The 18226-nt window shown below is 72.4% G+C and carries 16 protein-coding genes and 2 pseudogenes; 11 read left to right on the forward strand and 7 right to left on the reverse strand.

Translation table 11 applies throughout. The features are described from left to right. Positions 1-40 precede the first annotated feature (40 nt). The 3 genes and pseudogenes from M6G08_RS28305 to M6G08_RS28315 all read right to left on the reverse strand — a co-directional run. Positions 41-508 carry a peroxiredoxin gene (locus tag M6G08_RS28305; protein WP_272589948.1) on the reverse strand — a complete coding sequence of 156 codons (468 nt, stop codon included), beginning with the start codon at positions 506-508 and terminating at the stop codon, positions 41-43. Further along, complete coding sequence (locus M6G08_RS28310) at positions 505-885, reverse strand: DoxX family protein (protein WP_272589949.1); 381 nt, start codon at positions 883-885, stop codon at positions 505-507. Before M6G08_RS28310 ends, M6G08_RS28305 begins: the two co-directional genes overlap by 4 nt. Positions 886-1017: 132 nt before the next feature. Next, positions 1018-1254 (reverse strand): annotated as a pseudogene (locus M6G08_RS28315) (TetR family transcriptional regulator); the annotation flags it as partial. A gap of 1 nt (position 1255) precedes the next feature. Here M6G08_RS28315 and M6G08_RS28320 point away from each other — a divergent pair. The 4 genes and pseudogenes from M6G08_RS28320 to hemC all read left to right on the forward strand — a co-directional run. Continuing rightward, positions 1256-1632: pseudogene (locus M6G08_RS28320) on the forward strand (hypothetical protein); the annotation flags it as partial. 29 nt (positions 1633-1661) lie between these two features. Further along, positions 1662-2642, forward strand: coding sequence for a non-homologous end-joining DNA ligase (ligD, locus tag M6G08_RS28325; protein ID WP_272589950.1), 981 nt, complete (start codon positions 1662-1664; stop codon positions 2640-2642). Between the two features lie 136 nt (positions 2643-2778). Continuing rightward, complete coding sequence (locus M6G08_RS28330) at positions 2779-3558, forward strand: NPP1 family protein (protein WP_272589951.1); 780 nt, start codon at positions 2779-2781, stop codon at positions 3556-3558. A 74-nt stretch (positions 3559-3632) separates the two neighbouring features. Continuing rightward, a complete protein-coding gene (hemC, locus tag M6G08_RS28335; RefSeq protein WP_272589952.1) occupies positions 3633-4568 on the forward strand; it encodes a hydroxymethylbilane synthase in 936 nt (311 codons plus the stop codon). A gap of 19 nt (positions 4569-4587) precedes the next feature. On the opposite strand, the gene M6G08_RS28340 is transcribed toward hemC, so the two are convergent. After that, on the reverse strand, positions 4588-5112 hold the full coding sequence (locus M6G08_RS28340; protein WP_272589953.1) for a hypothetical protein: 525 nt from the start codon (positions 5110-5112) through the stop codon (positions 4588-4590). 301 nt (positions 5113-5413) lie between these two features. Between M6G08_RS28340 and M6G08_RS28345 the strand changes: the two genes are divergently transcribed. Then, positions 5414-6205, forward strand: coding sequence for a SigB/SigF/SigG family RNA polymerase sigma factor (locus tag M6G08_RS28345; protein WP_272591457.1), 792 nt, complete (start codon positions 5414-5416; stop codon positions 6203-6205). 3 nt (positions 6206-6208) lie between these two features. Here the strand turns inward: M6G08_RS28345 and M6G08_RS28350 are convergent, their stop codons facing one another. Beyond that, entirely contained in the window at positions 6209-6532 is a 324-nt protein-coding gene (locus tag M6G08_RS28350) for an ANTAR domain-containing protein (protein WP_272589954.1), read from the reverse strand. 227 nt (positions 6533-6759) lie between these two features. Here M6G08_RS28350 and M6G08_RS28355 point away from each other — a divergent pair, with 227 nt between their 5' ends. After that, positions 6760-7563 (forward strand): VOC family protein, encoded by an 804-nt coding sequence (locus M6G08_RS28355; protein ID WP_272589955.1) that lies wholly within the window; start codon positions 6760-6762, stop codon positions 7561-7563. A gap of 13 nt (positions 7564-7576) precedes the next feature. On the opposite strand, the gene glgX is transcribed toward M6G08_RS28355, so the two are convergent. Beyond that, entirely contained in the window at positions 7577-9724 is a 2148-nt protein-coding gene (gene glgX, locus M6G08_RS28360; protein WP_272589956.1) for a glycogen debranching protein GlgX, read from the reverse strand. Further along, the gene (locus M6G08_RS28365) at positions 9721-10236 is read right to left on the reverse strand and encodes a pep a2 (RefSeq protein WP_272589957.1); all 516 of its coding nucleotides are present in this window, start codon (positions 10234-10236) and stop codon (positions 9721-9723) included. Before M6G08_RS28365 ends, glgX begins: the two co-directional genes overlap by 4 nt. Before the next feature lie 236 nt (positions 10237-10472). Between M6G08_RS28365 and M6G08_RS28370 the strand changes: the two genes are divergently transcribed. From M6G08_RS28370 to glgB, 5 genes are read left to right on the forward strand one after another with little or no spacing between them, the layout of a single operon-like run. Then, complete coding sequence (locus M6G08_RS28370) at positions 10473-10745, forward strand: DUF5133 domain-containing protein (protein WP_272589958.1); 273 nt, start codon at positions 10473-10475, stop codon at positions 10743-10745. A gap of 52 nt (positions 10746-10797) precedes the next feature. Then, on the forward strand, positions 10798-12798 hold the full coding sequence (locus M6G08_RS28375; RefSeq protein WP_272589959.1) for an alpha-1,4-glucan--maltose-1-phosphate maltosyltransferase: 2001 nt from the start codon (positions 10798-10800) through the stop codon (positions 12796-12798). After that, positions 12795-14513: a maltose alpha-D-glucosyltransferase gene (treS, locus tag M6G08_RS28380; protein WP_272589960.1), complete on the forward strand. Its 1719-nt coding sequence runs from the start codon at positions 12795-12797 to the stop codon at positions 14511-14513. Before M6G08_RS28375 ends, treS begins: the two co-directional genes overlap by 4 nt. Before the next feature lie 28 nt (positions 14514-14541). Continuing rightward, positions 14542-15903 carry a maltokinase N-terminal cap-like domain-containing protein gene (locus M6G08_RS28385; RefSeq protein WP_272589961.1) on the forward strand — a complete coding sequence of 454 codons (1362 nt, stop codon included), beginning with the start codon at positions 14542-14544 and terminating at the stop codon, positions 15901-15903. Between the two features lie 3 nt (positions 15904-15906). After that, on the forward strand, positions 15907-18129 hold the full coding sequence (gene glgB, locus M6G08_RS28390) for a 1,4-alpha-glucan branching enzyme (protein ID WP_272589962.1): 2223 nt from the start codon (positions 15907-15909) through the stop codon (positions 18127-18129). Positions 18130-18226: the final 97 nt, after the last annotated feature.

Below are 18226 nucleotides of genomic sequence, written 5' to 3' on the forward strand. Positions count from 1 at the left end.
CCCGTTGTGGCGCGGTTTCAACCGCAACGGGCACGGCTGCCTACGCTCGGTGCTCGCGCAGCGCCGCGAGCGCCCGGTCGGCGTGGGTGTTCATCCGCAGCTCGCTGCGGACGACCTCGAGCACGGTGCGGTCCCGGCCGACGACGAAGGTGACCCGCTTGGTGGGGGCCAGGCTGAACCCGCGTTTGACTCCGAACAGCTCACGGACCTCGCCGTCGGCGTCGGACAGCAGCGGCATGCCGAGGGTGTGCCGTCCGGCGAACTCCCGCTGCCGCTCCACGGGGTCGCCGCTGACGCCGACGGGGCGGGCGCCGGCCGCGGCGAACTCGGCGGCCAGGTCGCGGAAGTGACAGGCCTCCGCGGTGCAGCCGGGGGTCAGGGCGGCGGGATAGAAGAACAGCACGACCGGACCGTCGGCGAGCAGCTCGGACAGGCGGCGCGGGGTTCCGGTCTCGTCCGGCAGCGTGAAGTCGTCGACCGTGTCGCCGACGCCGAGTGCCCGGCTCACGACCGGCCCTCGCTGCCCTTGGCGACGCCGCGGGCCCACAGGACGAGCGGCACCTGCACGGGCAGCCGGCCGTAGGCGGCGGCCTTCTGCGGCGTGGGGCGGTGCCGCCAGTCCACGGCCATCTTGACGTTGGCGGGGAACACCCCCACGAAGAAGGCCGCCGTGGTCAGCGCGGCGGCCTTGCGGGTGCGGGGCAGGGCGACACCCGCGGCCAGGGCCAGCTCGGCGACGCCGCTGGCGTACGTCCAGGCTCGGGGCGTGCCGGGCAGTCCGCGCGGCACGATCGCGTCGAAGGTGCGGGGTCGGGCGAAGTGCGCGACGCCGGCGGTGGCCAGCAGACCGGCCAGCAGCAGCGGTGAGCGGTGGGAACGGGGCACGGTTCCTCCTCAGGGGGCAGGCGCGCGATATTACTCGACGGTAGGGCCGGGTGGCCCGGCTGTCCGGACTTTCCCCGGGAGCCCCGTCCCTCCCCGCGGCAGCCGGACTCGTCCGCGGTCACCGCGCGCCGGTCACACGCCCCCCGGGGGCGCCAGCCACATGCCCACGATCGCGTCGACGAGCGAGTCCGCCGCCTCCTGCCAGCCGGCGCGAGGGGTGGGCCGCCCCTCGGCAAGGGCGCGCTCCCGTTCGGCCGCCGTGTGCACGATCGGGTGGCGGGTCATGTCGCCCCGCTCGGCCCGGACCTCGTCGGGCAGCGCCGGCATGCACCGGTTGCGCCCCGCGACGATCCCCCGCAGCGAGGCGGAGATGCCGGCTCTGATCATGGGGGCGGTGCCGGCGAGCGAGACGGCCGCCGCGAACAGCCTCAACATCCTCATGCGCTCCATCGGCAGTCCCTCGCCAGCGCGCTCGCGGGCGTGGTGCCGGCCCAGCTGACCCTCGGCCTCGGCGGCTTCGCCCTGCCGTCCGAGAACGCCTTCAGGGTGGTCATGGGCATCGGGGCCGGCGCGGCGCTGCTCGCCTTCCTGCTCGCGTCCTTCATCCCCCGGCCCCGGCCCGGCGCCGGGAGCGCGGCCCGTCCCGCGTCGGCCACCGGGACCGGTGCGACGGCCGCCTCCGTCCGCTGGCGGCGACGGCGGCGGGACCGGCGCCGTTCAGGCGAACCTGGCGGGCGACGCGCGTGACGGTACCCGGGCCCGTCGAGAACTGACCCGTGGCACTCCCGCTGATTCCTCCGATGCTCGCCGTCCCCGGCACCCTGCCGTCCGCCGCGCGGGACGCCCGCTGGGCCTACGAGACCAAGCAGGACGGCCAGCGGGTGATCGTCTACCTGCCCGGCGACGGCGGCGTGCTGCTGCGGGCCCGCTCCGGCCAGGACATCACGGCCGCCTACCCGGAACTGAGGCCGCTGGCCACCGCGCTCGGCGCCACCCCCGCCGTACTGGACGGGGAAGTACTGGCCCTGGACGAACAGGGCCGCGCCGACTTCCAGTTGCTGCAGTCCCGCATGGGCCTGTCCCACGCCCCCGGCCGGGCCGCGCACCGGGCGGCGAAGGCCCCCGTCCACCTGGTGCTCTTCGACGCCCTGCACCTGGCGGGCGAGTCCCTGCTCCGCCTCCCCTACACCCGCCGCCGCGAACGGCTCACGGACCTCGGCCTGGCCGGCCCGTCCTGGTCGACCCCGGCGGCACTCGTCGGCCACGGAGAGCAGGCCCTGCGGGCCACCCGGGAGCACGGTCTGGAGGGCCTGGTGTGCAAGCGGCTGGACTCGGTGTACGAGCCGGGGGTCCGCTCCCGGGCCTGGATCAAGATCCGCAACATGCGCAGCGAGGACGTCGTGGTCGGCGGCTGGCTGCCGGGCAAGGGGCGGCTCACCGGGCTCCCGGGCGCCGTCCTGGTCGGCCAGCGCGCCGCGGGCCGCCTGCGTTACGTCGGCGGGGTCGGCACCGGCTGGAGCGCGGCCGAGCGCGCCGAACTGGCGGCGCTGCTGCGGGCCGCCGCGACGGACACCTGTCCCTTCGACCCCGTGCCGCCGGTGCCCGGGGCGCACTGGGTCGTGCCCCGGCTGGTCGGCGAGGTCCGCTACAGCACCCGCACGCGCGAGGGCATGCTGCGCCAGCCCTCCTGGCTCAGGCTCCGCCCGGACCTGGCCCCCGAGGAATCGGCCGCCGATCTCCCCGACGACATGGTGTGAGGCGCGATCAAGTGTTGGGCCGGGCTTCACCATGGGGACGCCCATGCGCCCTTGGCACGGAAGTGAAAAGACGGGACTCTGAACTCCCCTTCCCCCCACAGCCGTTGGGCTGCGCCCGGACCCAGAGGAGGACGCGATGCCGTCGCGTGCCGCCGCAACCGCCCGCCGCGGGAGATGGCTCACCGCCCCGCTCGGTGCCCTCGCCCTCGTGGTGGCCTTCCCCGCCACCGCCTTCGCCGCCCCGCCCCCGGGACTGCCCGGCAACGCCGACAGCCTGGAGCGGACGTACCAGCCGGCCTACGACTTCGACACCGACGGCTGCTACCCGACACCGGCGATCGGCGCCGACGGGACGGTCAACGGCGGGCTCAAGCCGACCGGCGCCCTCAACGGGAACTGCCGGGACGCCGCGGACCTGGACAACACCAACGGCTACTCGCGCGCCAAGTGCGACGGCGAGTGGTGCGCCTACCTGTACGGCCTCTACTTCGAGAAGGACCAGGCGCTGCCCGGCACCGGCCTGGGCGGCCACCGGCACGACTGGGAGCACGTCGTGGTGTGGGTGCGCGGCGGTGCCGTCGAGTACGTCTCCACCTCCAACCACGGCTCGTTCAGCGTCCACGCGCGGTCGGCGGTCCGGTTCGACGGCACCCATCCGAAGATCGTCTACCACAAGGACGGCATCAGCACCCACTGCTTCCGCCTGGCGACCTCCGGCGACGAGCCGCCGGAGAACCACGCGGGCACGTGGCGGTACCCGGCCCTGGTCGGCTGGAACGGCTATCCCGCCGGAGTGCGCGAGAAGCTGGCCTCTTACGACTTCGGCAGCGCCAACTTCGGCCTGAAGGACGGCAGCTTCGCCTCCCACCTGGCCGCCGCCAGGCCCGCCGGCGTTCCCTTCGACCCGAACGCCTGAGACGGCCGGACGCCCCAGGGCCGATCGAGCGAGGGACGAGACCGGATCGACCCCGGGAGCACTATGGTGTCCGCATGGCAGTCCCCGAACTGATCCGCATCGTCTCCCGTGACTCCCCCATGGCGCTGGCTCAGGTCGAGCGTGTCCGGGCCGGGTTGGCGGCCCTGCACCCCGGCGTGCGCACCGAGGTCGTACCGGTGAGGACCACGGGCGACAAGTGGCTCGGCGACCTGTCGCAGGTGGAGGGCAAGGGCGCGTTCACCAAGGAGGTCGACGCCGCGCTGCTGTCGGGCGAGGCGGACCTCGCGGTGCACTGCGTGAAGGACGTGCCCGCCGACCGGCCGCTGCCGGCGGGCACGGTGTTCGCCGCGTTCCTGGAGCGGGACGACATCCGGGACGCCCTGATCCACCCGGACGGGCTCACCCTGGACGAGTTGCCGGCCGGCACCCGGATCGGCACCTCCTCGGTGCGCCGCGTCGCCCAGCTGGCCGCCACCCACCCGCACCTGCGGTGCGTGCCGTTCCGCGGCAACGCCAACCGGCGGCTGGCCAAGCTCGCGGCCGGTGAGGCGGACGCCCTGCTGCTCGCGGTCTCCGGCCTGGAGCGCATCGGCCGCCGGGACGTGATCAGCGAGGTCCTCTCCCCCGAGACGATGATGCCGCCGATCGGCGCGGGCGTCCTCGCCCTCCAGTGCCGGGAGGGCGACGACGAGCTGATCGACGCGGTGAGCGGCCTCGGCGACCCGGACACGCACCGGGAGGCGACGGCGGAGCGCATGTTCCTGCACGTCCTCCAGGGACACTGCAACAGCCCGATCGCCGGGTTCGCCCGGGTGGACCGCGGCGGGGAACTCTCCCTGCGGGCCTGCGTGTTCACCCCCGACGGCAAGACCCGGCTGAACGCCCACGAGTGGGCCGGCCGGCTCGATCCGGCGACGCTGGGCACCTCGGTGGCCGTGGCGCTGCTGCGGCAGGGCGCCCGCGAGATCATCGACGGCATCGCGCACTGAACGCCGCGCGCCCGGGAGGTCAGGCGGTACCCTCCTCCGCCTGGCCGCGCAGGAAGGCGCTCACCTGGTGCGCCAGCCCGTCCTCGCGCACCGTACCGGGGAGCGCTCCGCCCTCCCCGTCGGGCAGCCCCAGTCCGCCGGTCCACAGCCGGCGGTCGGCCCACTCCTCGTCCACCCGCAACTGCACCTGGACGTCGATCTGGCCGAGGCTCGCCTCGGGCCCGGCCGCGTAGAGCACGGCGGTGGCCCGGCGCAGGGGGTAGACGTCGAAGCCCTCGATGAACTGGGAGTTGCGCCAGTCGAGGAAGGCGCTCTCCCCGTCGGGACCGATCCGCACGTCGACCTGGCCGTCCTCGAGGTGGATGCCGACCTGCCGGCCGCCCCGGTTCTCCACGGTCACCCGGACGCGGAAGTACGTCAGCCCCTCGGCGGCGTCGTCGCGTCCACGCGGCGGCTCGGCCGGCTCGAGACGGTGGACGCGGACCCGCAGCCCGGCGTGCCCGTCGTACTCCTGCCAGTCCCCGACCACGTTCGGCTCGTACACGGTGCCCCTCTCGACCTCTCGACGCTGCTTCCTATCTGTGCGCTCAGTGCACTGTCAAATGAGCGGAATGCGCTGTGGCCAGGGGGTTCACCCCTTTTGCTCGGTGATCAAGCGCTGCCCAGCAACGATCCGCCGACGCCGGTACGGGGCGATCACCGGCGGCGTGCCGCACATCACGTCCGGCGGCGCCGGCGTCCCGGTCACCGGTCCGCAGCCGTTCGGGTGGCAGCCCGGGACTTTCGCGCTCAGTATCCATATATATGAGGACTTGCCAGCACCCCTGCTGAGGGAGGTGCGCCTGATGCACAGCGCCGGCAGAACCAAGCCCCACCCCCACGACGACGCCCCCGACACGGCGGCGGCGTTCGACCGGCTCGCCGGGCTCCCCGAGGGCCCCGAGCGACAGGCCCTGCGGGACGAACTGATCCGGGTCTGGCTGCCCATGTCGGAGCGGATCGCGGTCCGCTTCCGGGGCCGCGGCGAGAACCTGGAGGATCTCTACCAGGTGGCGGCCCTGGGCCTGGTCAAGGCCGTCGACCACTACGACCCGGCACGCGGCCACGCCTTCGAGGCGTACGCCGTCCCGACCGTGACCGGCGAGATCAAGCGGCACTTCCGCGACCACATGTGGACCCTGCACGTGCCGCGCCGCATCCAGGACCTGCGCAACCGGGTCCGCAGATCCGCGAAGGAGCTGGCGCAGACCACGCCGGGACGCGCGCCCACGGTCGAGGAGATCGCCGAGCACGCGCAGCTGACCACGGTCGAGGTGCGGACCGGCATGGAGGCCCTGGAGTGCTTCTCGGCGCTCTCCCTGGAGGCCGAGATGCCCGGCACCGACGGGTACGCCCTCGGGGACGCGCTCGGCGCCCCGGACCCGGCCTTCGACGCGGTGGTGGACCGGGTGGCGGTGCGGCCGTGCCTGGAGGCGCTGCCCGAGCGCGAGCGCACCATTCTCTACCTGCGGTTCTTCGGCGGGATGACGCAGAGCCGCATCGCGCAGCAGCTCGGCATCTCCCAGATGCACGTCTCGCGGCTGCTCAGCGGGTGCTTCGACCGCATCCGGGAGGAGATCCTCGCGGAGGCCCGCTGACCGTCAGCCGGCCTGCGGCGGGGAGCCGGGGACCTGGGTCGGGGCGTGCCGGTCCAGGGCGTCTTCGAGAGCGGCCCGTATCTCCGGCGGCATCACCCCGGCGCGCCCCCAGATGAGTATCATTTCTGCCACGTTGCGCAGTTTGATGTTCGTATGCTGGGAAACTTCCTTCAGTACGATCCACCCCTGGTCCGGGGTGACGCGGCCGAGGACCACGATCATTCCGATCGCCTGGTCGACGACGGCGTGCGAGACGACCGCCTCCTTCAGCTGCCTGACCTGTTCCTGCAGCTGGAAGATCTGGTCCGAGCCAAGGTCCGCGGGCATGCTCACCTCCGGGTCCGGCGGGTCACCGCCGCCTGCGCCGAGCGGTACGGCTCCGACGCGTCCATCGTCGCCACATGTGCCGGCCCGCGCCACTGGGCCGTCCGGGGCCGCCCCACCACCGTTTCGGCGCCGCGCCCGGGGTACTCGGCAGGCGCCCGCCGCACTCCCGGCCGGACACTGGTGTCGAGCCGGTGGCTGCCGGTGGACGAGACCAGGACGCGACTGCCATGAAACACGACATGCCCTTCCCCGCCGGCGGGGAGAGCCTCCTGTCCACGCACTCCGTGTACGGGGCTCCCTGCTGGGTGAGCCTGACCAGCCGTGATCTGAAGGTCACCGAGGAGTTCTACTCCGCCGTGCTGGGCTGGCAGTGGCGGCCCGCCAAGCTGGGCGAACCGTTCCGTATCGCGCTGGCCGCCGGGGTGCCCGTGGCCGGGATCGCCGCGGTCGCCGGAATGTGGCAGATGGCGGTGGCGTGGACGCCGTACTTCGCCGTGCGCAGCGCGGACGAGGCGGTGTCCCGGGCGGCCGAGCGCGGCGGCACGGCCGCGGTCGGGCCGATCTCCCTGCCGCCCGGGCGGGCGGCCCTGCTGGCCGACCGGGACGGCGCGACCTTCGGCATCTGGGAGGGAGAGCTGTTCAGCGACTGGGAGACCTGGCGCGCCTCGCGCCCCGCCTTCATCCGGCTGCACACCCGCGACGCCTTCGACGCCGCCATGTTCTACGGCGGGGTCTTCGACTGGGCGGAGCCCGGCGGCTGCTGCGAGGTCGAGTACGAGGGCGACGAGGTGGTCCTGCGCAGCCAGGGGGACGTGGTGGCACGCATCGAGTCGGGCGCGCTGGAAGCGGCGCCCGATCCGGCCATCCGGCCGCACTGGCAGGTGCACTTCGCCGTCGAGGACGTCGCGGCCTGCGCCCGCACCGCGGAACGGCACGGCGGCAGCGTGCTGTCGCTGGACGAGGACGAGGCCGTGCTGCGGGACACCGACGGCGCGCAGTTCACGGTGACCGCGCGCCGCTTCGGCGGCTGACCTCACGGGCCGCTCACCGGCCGCCGCGGGACGGCCGGGAGAGCAGCACCAGGCTGCGCTGCTCGACGTGGACCAGGGTGCCCGCCTTGTGTTCCGCCTCGTCGGGGACGCCCTCCGGGTCCGCGGTGTCGATCAGGGTCGTCCAGCGCTCGCCGTAGGCGGCGCCGGGCAGCCGGAAGTCGCCGGGCTCCCAGTGGCTGTTGAGCAGCAGGACGAAGGAGTCGTCGGTCACGGGCCGGCCGCGGGCGTCCGGTTCGGCGATGGCGTCGCCGTTGAGGAAGACGCCGACGGTGTGGGCGTCACCGCGCCGCCAGTCGTCGTCGGTCATCTCCCGCGCGTCCGGCCGCAGCCACACGAGGTCGGGCAGCGGCTGGTCCGCGTGGGTGACGGTCTCACCGCGGAAGTAGCGGCGGCGGCGCAGCACGGGGTGTTCGGCGCGCAGCGCGATGAGGCGCCGGACGAAGTCCAGCAGCGCGCGCTGTTCGTCGTCCAGCCGCCAGTCGATCCAGGAGATCTCGTTGTCCTGGCAGTAGGCGTTGTTGTTGCCGCGCTGGGTGCGGCCGAGTTCGTCGCCGTGGCAGAGCATCGGGATGCCCTGCGAGAGCAGCAGGGTGGCGAGGAGGTTGCGCTGCTGGCGGCCGCGCAGTTCCCGGACGGCCGGGTTCTTCGTCTCGCCCTCCGCACCGCAGTTCCAGGAGCGGTTGTGGCTCTCGCCGTCCCGGTTGCCCTCGCCGTTGGCCTCGTTGTGCTTGTCGTTGTACGAGACGAGGTCGCGCAGGGTGAACCCGTCGTGCGCGGTGACGAAGTTGACGCTGGCCCGGGGGCGGCGCCGGCTGTGCTGGTAGAGGTCGGAGGAGCCGGTCAGCCGGGAGGCGAACTCGCCGAGGGTGTGGTCCTCGCCGCGCCAGAAGTCCCGCACCGCGTCCCGGTACATGCCGTTCCACTCCGACCACAGCTGCGGGAAGTTGCCGACCTGGTAGCCGCCCTCGCCGACGTCCCAGGGCTCCGCGATCAGCTTGACGCGGCTGATCACCGGGTCCTGCTGGATGAGGTCGAAGAACGCGGAGAGCCGGTCCACCTCGTGGAACTGCCGGGCCAGCGTGGCCGCGAGGTCGAAGCGGAAGCCGTCGACGTGCATCTCGGTGACCCAGTAGCGCAGCGAGTCCATGATGAGCTGGAGGACGTAGGGGTGGCGCATCAGCAGGCTGTTGCCGGTGCCGGTGGTGTCGTAGTAGTGCTGCCAGTCGCCGTCCACCAGGCGGTAGTAGGAGGCGTTGTCGATGCCCCGGAAGGAGAGGGTGGGGCCCTTCTCGTTGCCCTCGGCGGTGTGGTTGTAGACCACGTCGAGGATCACTTCGAGGCCGGCTTCGTGCAGGGTCTTCACCATGGACTTGAACTCGGTGACCTGCTGGCCGCGGGTGCCGAGGGCCGCGTAGCCGTTGTGCGGCGCGAAGAAGCCGATGGTGTTGTAGCCCCAGTAGTTGGACAGGCCCCGGTCCTGGAGGTGGCCGTCGTGGACGAACTGGTGCACCGGCATCAGCTCCACGGCGGTCACGCCGAGGGACGTGAGGTGGTCCACGATCGCGGGGTGCGCCAGCCCGGCGTAGGTGCCGCGCAGTTCCTCGGGCACGCCGGGGTGGGTACGGCTGAGGCCGCGCACGTGCGCCTCGTAGATCACGGTCTCGGAGTACGGGCGCCGGGGCGGGCGGTCGTCGCCCCAGTCGAAGAAGGGGTCGGTGACCACGCCGAGCATGGTGTGCCCGGCGCTGTCGCCCGGGTCGGCCTTGCCCCTGGCCCGCTCGAAGAGGGAGGCGTCGTTGTCCACCATCCCGTCCACCGCGCGGGTGTACGGGTCGAGGAGCAGCTTCCTCGGGTTGCAGCGGTGGCCCACGGAGGGGGCCCACGGGCCGTGGACCCGGTAGCCGTAGCGCTGCCCCGGGCCGACGCCGGGCAGGTAGCAGTGCCAGACGAAGCCGTCGACGTCGGGCAGCGGGATCGTGCTGTGGGTGCCGTCGTCGTCGACGAGGACGAGGTCGACGCGTTCGGCGACCTCGCTGAACAGCGCGAAGTTGGTGCCCTGCCCGTCGTACACGGCTCCCAGGGGATAGGGGAGCCCGCTCCACACGGGCGCCCCCTTCCAGTTCGGCCGGGAGCGGGTCACCGGGCCTCCTCCAGAACGCCGTGCACGATGTCGGCGGGACGGCCCAGCCGGGCCATCGGCATGATCTCTCGCGGCACTTCCAGCCCCTCCTGGGTGATCGGTTCCGGCCCCTTCGCGACCAGCGGCACGCGCTCGCCGGCCCGGGCCCGCTGCGAGAACCAGATGACTTTGGCCCCCGTGTCCGCCGCGCAGCAGCCCCAGCCGTCGCTGGTCGCGGCGAGGTGCTGCAGGCAGGTGCGCAGGTCCTGGTCGGGGCGGAGCGCGTGGTCGTTGCCCCCCACGGCCGTGATGAGGTGCTGGCGGTTCCACCACATCTCGATCGACGTGTGTTTGTCGCTCGCGTGCTCGTCGATCGCCCGGAGCAGCATCTCAGCTCCGGTGCAGACGGGTTCGACGAGGTTCTCCAGGTCCCAGAACCGGAGGTGGGCGGCCAGGATGCGCCTGACCTGTCCGACCCGTTCCGGGCTCACTTCCACGTCGAGGTGGTAGTAGCAGGGCACTGCGGTCTTCATCGTCGTGGCTCCTCACCGCGAAGGCTCCCGCTCCTCCTCGTCCCTTGGGGGACGGGCTCCCCGAACACGAAGCGTGAGCGCTGATCGCTTCTGAGTCACTCCAGAGTGGGATCCGTAGTCCATTCGTGCAACACGAGGAAGCGGTTGAAGATCCAACAAGACGGCGAGTCACCGTGCGTGCACCATGTGTGAAGAACTCGATCGTCCGTACCGGACCGTCCGGAAGGTGACCGGCCATGCTGCTCCCTGCCAAGTCAGAGGTCGCCCGGCAGCTGAGGCTCTACCGCGCCTGGGAACGTTCGATGCTGGCGTCCCCCTCGGACGTCGGCGTCCGGGCGACCTTCGAGGACTCCGGCTACACCCTCTGCGTCCTGATGGGAAAGCGGTGCGCCCGCGAGGCCGCGGAGGCGGCCGAGCGGTACCTGCGGACGAACCTGGTCACCTGTGGGCAGGAGCAGCCGGACCTGCTCTCCCCGTCGGGGCGGAAGACCCCCTCCGGCGCGGCTTGACCCAATCGGCCGGGCCGGCGCCCGGCCCCGAGCACGGCGGAGGTGAGAACGGATGAGCACGACCGTGGAGATCGGGCGTATCCCGGTACGGGACGTCCAGCCGGTGGTGGATCACGGCAGGCGCCCGGCGAAGGCGGTGGCAGGAGAGACGTTCGAGGTCACCGCGTCCGTGTTCCGCGAGGGGCACGACGCGGTGGCCGCCAACGTCGTTCTGAAGGACCCCGAGGGCCGGCCGGGTCCGTGGACCCCGATGCGGGAGCTGGCCCCGGGCAGCGACCGCTGGGGCGCGGAGGTCACCCCTGGCGCCCCGGGCAACTGGACCTACCGGGTGGAGGCCTGGAGCGACCCCGTCTCCACCTGGCGGCGACACGCCCGGATCAAGGTGCCGGCGGGCATCGACACCGGGCTGGTCCTGGAGGAGGGCGCCGAGCTGTTCCGGCGGGCCGCCGCCGGAGTACCGAAGGACGCGGGGCGTGCCGTGGTGCGGGCCGCGGCCGAGACGCTGCTCGACGACACGCTCCCGGTGGCCACCCGGCTGGCGGCGGCTTTGACGCCGGAGGTGGACGGGGTGCTGGCCCGGCACCCGCTGCGGGAGCTGGTCACCACCTCCGACCCGCTGCCCCTGCTCGTGGAGCGCGAACGCGCCCTGTACGGCGCCTGGTACGAGTTCTTCCCCCGCTCCGAGGGCACCCCCGCCCAGCCCCACGGCACCTTCCGCACCGCCGCCCGCCGCCTGCCCGAGATCGCCGCGATGGGCTTCGACGTCGTCTACCTCCCCCCGATCCACCCCATCGGCACCACCCACCGCAAGGGCCGCAACAACACCCTCTCCGCCACCCCCGACGACGTCGGCGTCCCCTGGGCCATCGGCTCCCCCGAAGGCGGCCACGACACGGTCCACCCAGACCTCGGCACCCTGGAGGACTTCACCTGGTTCGTCGGCCAGGCCGCCTGCCACGGCCTGGAGATCGCCCTCGACTTCGCCCTCCAGTGCTCCCCCGACCACCCCTGGGTCCACAAACACCCCGAGTGGTTCCACCACCGCCCCGACGGCACCATCGCCCACGCCGAGAACCCGCCCAAGAAGTACCAGGACATCTACCCCGTCGCCTTCGACGCCGACATGGCGGGCCTGGTCACCGAGACCGTCCGCGTCCTGCGCTTCTGGATGGGCCACGGCGTGCGGATCTTCCGCGTCGACAACCCCCACACCAAACCCGTCGTGTTCTGGGAGAAGGTCATCGGCGAGATCAACCGCCACGACCCCGACGTCATCTTCCTCGCCGAGGCCTTCACCCGCCCGGCGATGATGCACACCCTGGCCCGGATCGGCTTCCAGCAGTCCTACACCTACTTCACCTGGCGCAACACCAAGCAGGAACTCACGGAGTACCTCACCGAACTGACGGGGGACGCCGCCTCCTACATGCGGCCCAACTTCTTCGCCAACACCCCCGACATCCTGCACGCCTACCTCCAGCACGGCGGCCGCCCCGCCTTCGAGGCCCGCGCCGTCCTGGCCGCCACCCTCTCCCCCACCTGGGGCATCTACAGCGGCTACGAACTGTGCGAGAACACCCCCCTGCGCGAGGGCGGCGAGGAATACCTCGACAGCGAGAAGTACCAGCTCAAACCCCGCGACTGGGCCCGCGCCGCCCGCGAGGGCACCACCATCGCCCCCCTCATCACCCGCCTCAACACCATCCGCCGGGCCCACCCCGCGCTGCACCGGCTCCGGAACCTCCGCTTCCACCACACCGACAACGACGCCCTGATCGCGTACAGCAAACGCGAGGGGTCCGACGTCGTGCTGGTGGTCGTGAACCTCGACCCCCACCACACCCAGGAGGCCACGATCTCGCTCGACATGCCGCAGCTCGGCCTGGACTGGCACGCGTCGGTGCCGGTCCACGACGAACTCACGGACGAGACCTACCACTGGGGCCGCACGAACTACGTGCGGCTGGAGCCCGGCCGGGCCCCCGCCCACGTCTTCCACCTCCGCCGGCCGTCCGCCGCCGCGCCCGGGAACGAAGGGTCCGCAGCCTCATGACCGTGAACGAGCCCGTCCCGGACAAGTTCGAGGACACCCCGGCCAAGGACCGCGACCCGGACTGGTTCAAACGAGCCGTCTTCTACGAGGTCCTCGTCCGCTCCTTCCAGGACAGCAACGGCGACGGCATCGGCGACCTCAAGGGACTGACCGCCAAGCTGGACTACCTGCAATGGCTGGGCGTGGACTGCCTGTGGCTGCCGCCCTTCTTCAAGTCACCGCTGCGTGACGGCGGCTACGACGTCTCCGACTACACCGCCGTACTGCCCGAGTTCGGCGATCTCGCCGACTTCGTCGAGTTCATCGACGCGGCCCACCAGCGCGGCATGCGCGTGATCATCGACTTCGTCATGAACCACACCAGCGACCAGCACCCGTGGTTCCAGGAGTCCCGCAAGAACCCCGACGGCCCCTACGGCGACTACTACGTCTGGGCCGACGACGACACCCGGTACGCCGACGCCCGCATCATCTTCGTCGACACCGAGGCCTCCAACTGGACCTACGACCCGGTCCGCGGCCAGTACTACTGGCACCGCTTCTTCTCCCACCAGCCCGACCTCAACTACGAGAACCCGGCCGTGCAGGAGGAGATGCTGGCCGCGCTGAAGTTCTGGCTGGACCTCGGGGTGGACGGCTACCGGCTCGACGCCGTGCCCTACCTGTACGCCGAAGAGGGCACCAACTGCGAGAACCTGCCCGCCAGCCACGCCTTCCTCAAGCGGGTCCGCGCGGAGATCGACGCGCACTATCCCGACACCGTGCTGCTGGCGGAGGCCAACCAGTGGCCGGAGGACGTCGTCGACTACTTCGGCGACTTCGCCTCCGGCGGCGACGAGTGCCACATGGCCTTCCACTTCCCGGTCATGCCCCGCATCTTCATGGCCGTCCGCCGCGAGTCCCGCTACCCCGTCTCGGAGATCCTCGCCAAGACCCCCGCCATCCCGTCCGGCTGCCAGTGGGGCATCTTCCTGCGCAACCACGACGAGCTGACCCTCGAGATGGTCACCGACGAAGAGCGCGACTACATGTACGCGGAGTACGCCAAGGACCCGCGCATGCGCGCCAACATCGGCATCCGGCGCCGGCTCGCCACCCTGCTGGACAACGACCGCGACCAGATCGAGCTGTTCACCGCACTGCTGCTGTCCCTGCCGGGCTCGCCGATCCTCTACTACGGCGACGAGATCGGCATGGGCGACAACATCTGGCTCGGCGACCGGGATGCCGTACGCACCCCGATGCAGTGGACCCCGGACCGCAACGCCGGCTTCTCGACCTGTGACCCGGGGCGCCTGTTCCTGCCCACGATCATGGACCCGGTCTACGGCTACCAGGTGACGAACGTCGAGGCGTCCATGGCCTCGCCGTCCTCCCTGCTGCACTGGACCCGGCGCATGATCGAGATCCGCAAGCAGAACCCCGCCTTCGGCCTCGGCACCTACACCGAACTGCCCTCCTCCAACCCCGCCGTACTCGCCTTCCTGCGGGAGTACGAGGACGACCTGGTGCTGTGCGTCCACAACTTCGCGCGGTTCGCCCAGCCGACCGAACTGGACCTGCGCGAGTTCGCCGGACGCCATCCGGTGGAGCTGTTCGGCGAGGTCCGCTTCCCGGCGATCGGCGAGCTGCCGTACCTGCTGACCCTCGGGGGCCACGGCTTCTACTGGTTCCGGCTCACTCGAGTCGCATCCCGCATCGGCCGCCGCGTTTGAGCGCGGGCCGAGGAAAGGACGCGTCACCATGCCGAAGACCGCACCCCTGCGCCCGAGACGTACCCGTCTCGCCGAGCCCATGGCGTCGCTCGGCGGGCTGCTGCGCGAGTGGCTGCCGCGCCAGCGCTGGTTCGCGGGCAAGGACCGGCCCGTGGCCGAGCTCGGTCTGCTGTCCATGACCGAGCTCTTCCCGGGCTGTCTGCACCTCCTGGTGCACACCGGGCACGGGCCGGTGCCCGCCCCGGGCGGCGCTCCCCCGGCCGGCGACTGCTACCAGCTGCTGCTCGGCGTGCGCGAACATCCGTCGCCGCGCCTGGGCCGGGCCGTCATCGGCCAGGTGCAGGAGGGTCCGCTGGCCGGCCGGACGGTCTACGACGCCCTGCACGACCCCCGCACGGCCCAGCTGCTCCTGGAGCGCCTGCGCCACCCCGGCAAGGCGGGGCCCCTGCGCTTCGAGGCCGACCCCTCGCGGCCGGTGCCCGGCGGACTGGCGCCGCGGCTGCTGGACGCCGAGCAGTCCAACTCGTCGCTGATCTACGGGGACGAGTTCATCCTCAAGCTGTTCCGGCGCGTCCAGCCCGGTGTCAACCCGGACCTGGAGGTGCCGGACGCGCTGGCCCGGCAGGGCTGCGGCCGGGTCCCCGCGCCGGTGGCGTGGATGCGGACCACCCATCCGTACGGGGCGACGCTCGGCGTGCTCCAGCCGTTCCTCAACGACGCCTCGGACGGCTGGACCCTGTCCCTGAACGCGCTGGCCGCCGGGGACGACTTCACCGTGCAGGCCCGCGAGCTGGGGCGGGCCATGGCGGACGTCCACCTGGCGCTCGCCGAGGCCTTCCCGTCCGGCGCCCCCGGGGAGAACGGACGGACGGCGGCGGCGATGACCGAGCGGCTGACCGCCGCCGCGCACTGCGTACCGGCGCTCCAGCCCTTCGTCCCCGGGCTGCGGGCGGCCTTCGCGGCCCTGTCCACCTGCGACTCGGGGCCGCCCGCCCAGCGCATCCACGGCGACCTGCACCTGGGGCAGGTGCTGCGGGCGGGCCGGGACTGGTTCGTCATCGACTTCGAGGGCGAGCCGTCCCGTCCGCTGTCCGAACGGCGCAGCGCCCACTCCCCGGTCCGCGACATCGCGGGCATGCTGCGCTCCTTCGACTACGCCGCCCGGCAGCGCCGCCCGTGGCGCCCCGAGTGGGCGCGCCGCTGCCGGGAGGCGTTCTGCGCCGGCTACGCCGCCCGCGCCGGGTGGGACCCCCGCAAGAAGCACGGCCTGCTGCGCGCCTATGAGACGGACCGCGCCGTGTACGAGGTGCTGTACGAGGCCCGGCACCGTCCCGACTGGCTTCCCGTACCCATGGCGGCGATCGAACGACTCGCCGTGAGAGGAGACTGACCCGTGGCCCTCCGCGACACCTCGATCCCCGAGCCGTCCGGTCCCGTCCCGCCCGCGTCCGGTGCGTGCGGTACCGCTCCGCCCCTCGACCCGGTCGACCGGGGGCGCCTGCTGGCGGGCGCCCACCACGACCCGCACGCCCTGCTCGGCGCCCACCCCGTCCCCGGTGGCGTCGCCTTCCGGGCGCTGCGTCCGTTCGCCCGCGAGGTGAGCGTGGTCGTCGACGGCGAGCGCCACGCCCTCGTGTCGGAGGAGGACGGCCTCTTCTCCGGTGTGCTGCCGCTGGCGGAGATCCCCGCCTACACCCTCGTGGTGGCGTACGAGGCCGGCGAGCAGGAGACGCACGACCCGTACGGCTTCCTGCCCGCCCTCGGCGAGCTGGACCTGCACCTGATCGGCGAGGGCCGGCACGAGCAGCTGTGGCAGGCCCTCGGCGCGCACCCGATGACGCACGAGGGTGTCACCGGCACCCGGTTCACCGTGTGGGCGCCCAACGCGCAGGGGGTGCGCCTCGCCGCGGACTTCACCCACTGGGACGGCACGGCCTTCCCGATGCGTTCGCTCGGTTCGTCCGGCGTGTGGGAGCTGTTCCTGCCGGGCGTCGGTGAGGGCACCCGCTACAAGTTCGAGATCCACTCCCGGTACGGGCACCGGTTCCTCAAGGCCGACCCGATGGCCCGCGCGGCGGAGGAACCGCCGAACACCGCTTCCGTGGTGACCGCCTCGGCGTACGAGTGGGGCGACGCCGAGTGGATGCGCACCCGCGCCGGCACACCGGTGCACGAGGCGCCGTTCTCGGTGTACGAGGTCCACCTGCCCTCCTGGCGGCCGGGGCTCACCTACCGTGAGCTGGCCGACGTGCTGCCCGCGTACGTGAAGGACCTCGGCTTCACCCACGTCGAGCTGATGCCGGTCGCCGAGCACCCCTACGGGCCCTCCTGGGGCTACCAGGTCACCGGGTTCTACGCGCCGACCGCGCGGCTCGGTTCGCCGGACGACTTCCGGTACCTGGTCGACGCGCTGCACCGGGCCGGGATCGGCGTGATCATGGACTGGGTGCCGGCGCACTTCCCGAAGGACGACTGGGCGCTGGCCCGCTTCGACGGGGACCCGCTGTACGAGCCCGGGGACGAGCGGCGCGCGACCCACCCGGACTGGGGGACGTACACCTTCGACTTCGCGCGGACCGAGGTGCGCAACTTCCTGGTCGCCAACGCCGTGTACTGGTGCGAGGAGTTCCACATCGACGGGCTGCGGGTCGACGCGGTCGCCTCGATGCTCTACCTGGACTACTCGCGCGACTCCGGCCAGTGGGAGCCCAACCAGTACGGCGGCCGGGAGGACCTGGCGGCCATGGCGTTCCTCCAGGAGATGAACGCGACCGTGTACCGGCGCTGCCCCGGCGTGGTGACCATCGCCGAGGAGTCGACCGCGTGGGGCGGGGTGACCCGGCCGACGGACACCGGCGGGCTGGGCTTCGGCCTGAAGTGGAACATGGGCTGGATGCACGACTCGCTGGAGTACGTCGCGCACGAGCCGGTGCACCGCAAGTACCACCACCACGAGATGACGTTCTCGATGGTGTACGCCTACAGCGAGAACTACTGCCTGCCGATCTCCCACGACGAGGTGGTGCACGGCAAGCAGGCGCTGGTGTCGAAGATGCCGGGCGACTGGTGGCAGCGGCGGGCGAACGTGCGGGCGTACCTGGGCTTCATGTGGGCGCACCCGGGCAAGCAGCTGCTCTTCATGGGGCAGGAGTTCGCGCAGGGCGCGGAGTGGTCGGAGAAGCAGGGCCCGGAGTGGTGGCTGCTGGACGAGGGCTACCACTCGGCGGGCGACCACCGCGGCGTCCAGGACCTGGTGCGCGAGCTGAACACCCGCTACGCGCGGACGCCGGCCCTGTGGCAGCGCGACACCGACCCGGCCGGTTTCCGGTGGGTGGCCGTGGACGCGGCGGAGGACAACGTCTTCGCGTTCCTGCGGTTCGGCGCCGACGGCGCCCCGCTGCTCGCGGTGTCGAACTTCTCCCCGGTGGTCCGGCACGAGTACGCGCTCCACGTCGGCGACGACACCACCGCCTGGCAGGAGGTCCTCAACACGGACGCCGAGGGCTTCGGCGGCGGCGGCGTGGGCAACCCGGACCCGGTGAAGCCGGAGGACGGGAGCCTCCGGATCACGCTGCCCCCGCTGGCGACGGTGTGGCTGGTGCCGTACGCCGTGTGAGGCCCGGCGGCGCGACCAGGTGTCCGGCCGCCCAGGCGGGGCATCCGGTGGTCCTACGGACGGGACAGTCCCGCCGTCGCCGCGACCGGGCCCGCAG

Origin of the sequence: Streptomyces sp. M92 (assembly GCF_028473745.1) — a bacterium.
Classification (GTDB): Bacteria; Actinomycetota; Actinomycetes; order Streptomycetales; family Streptomycetaceae; genus Streptomyces.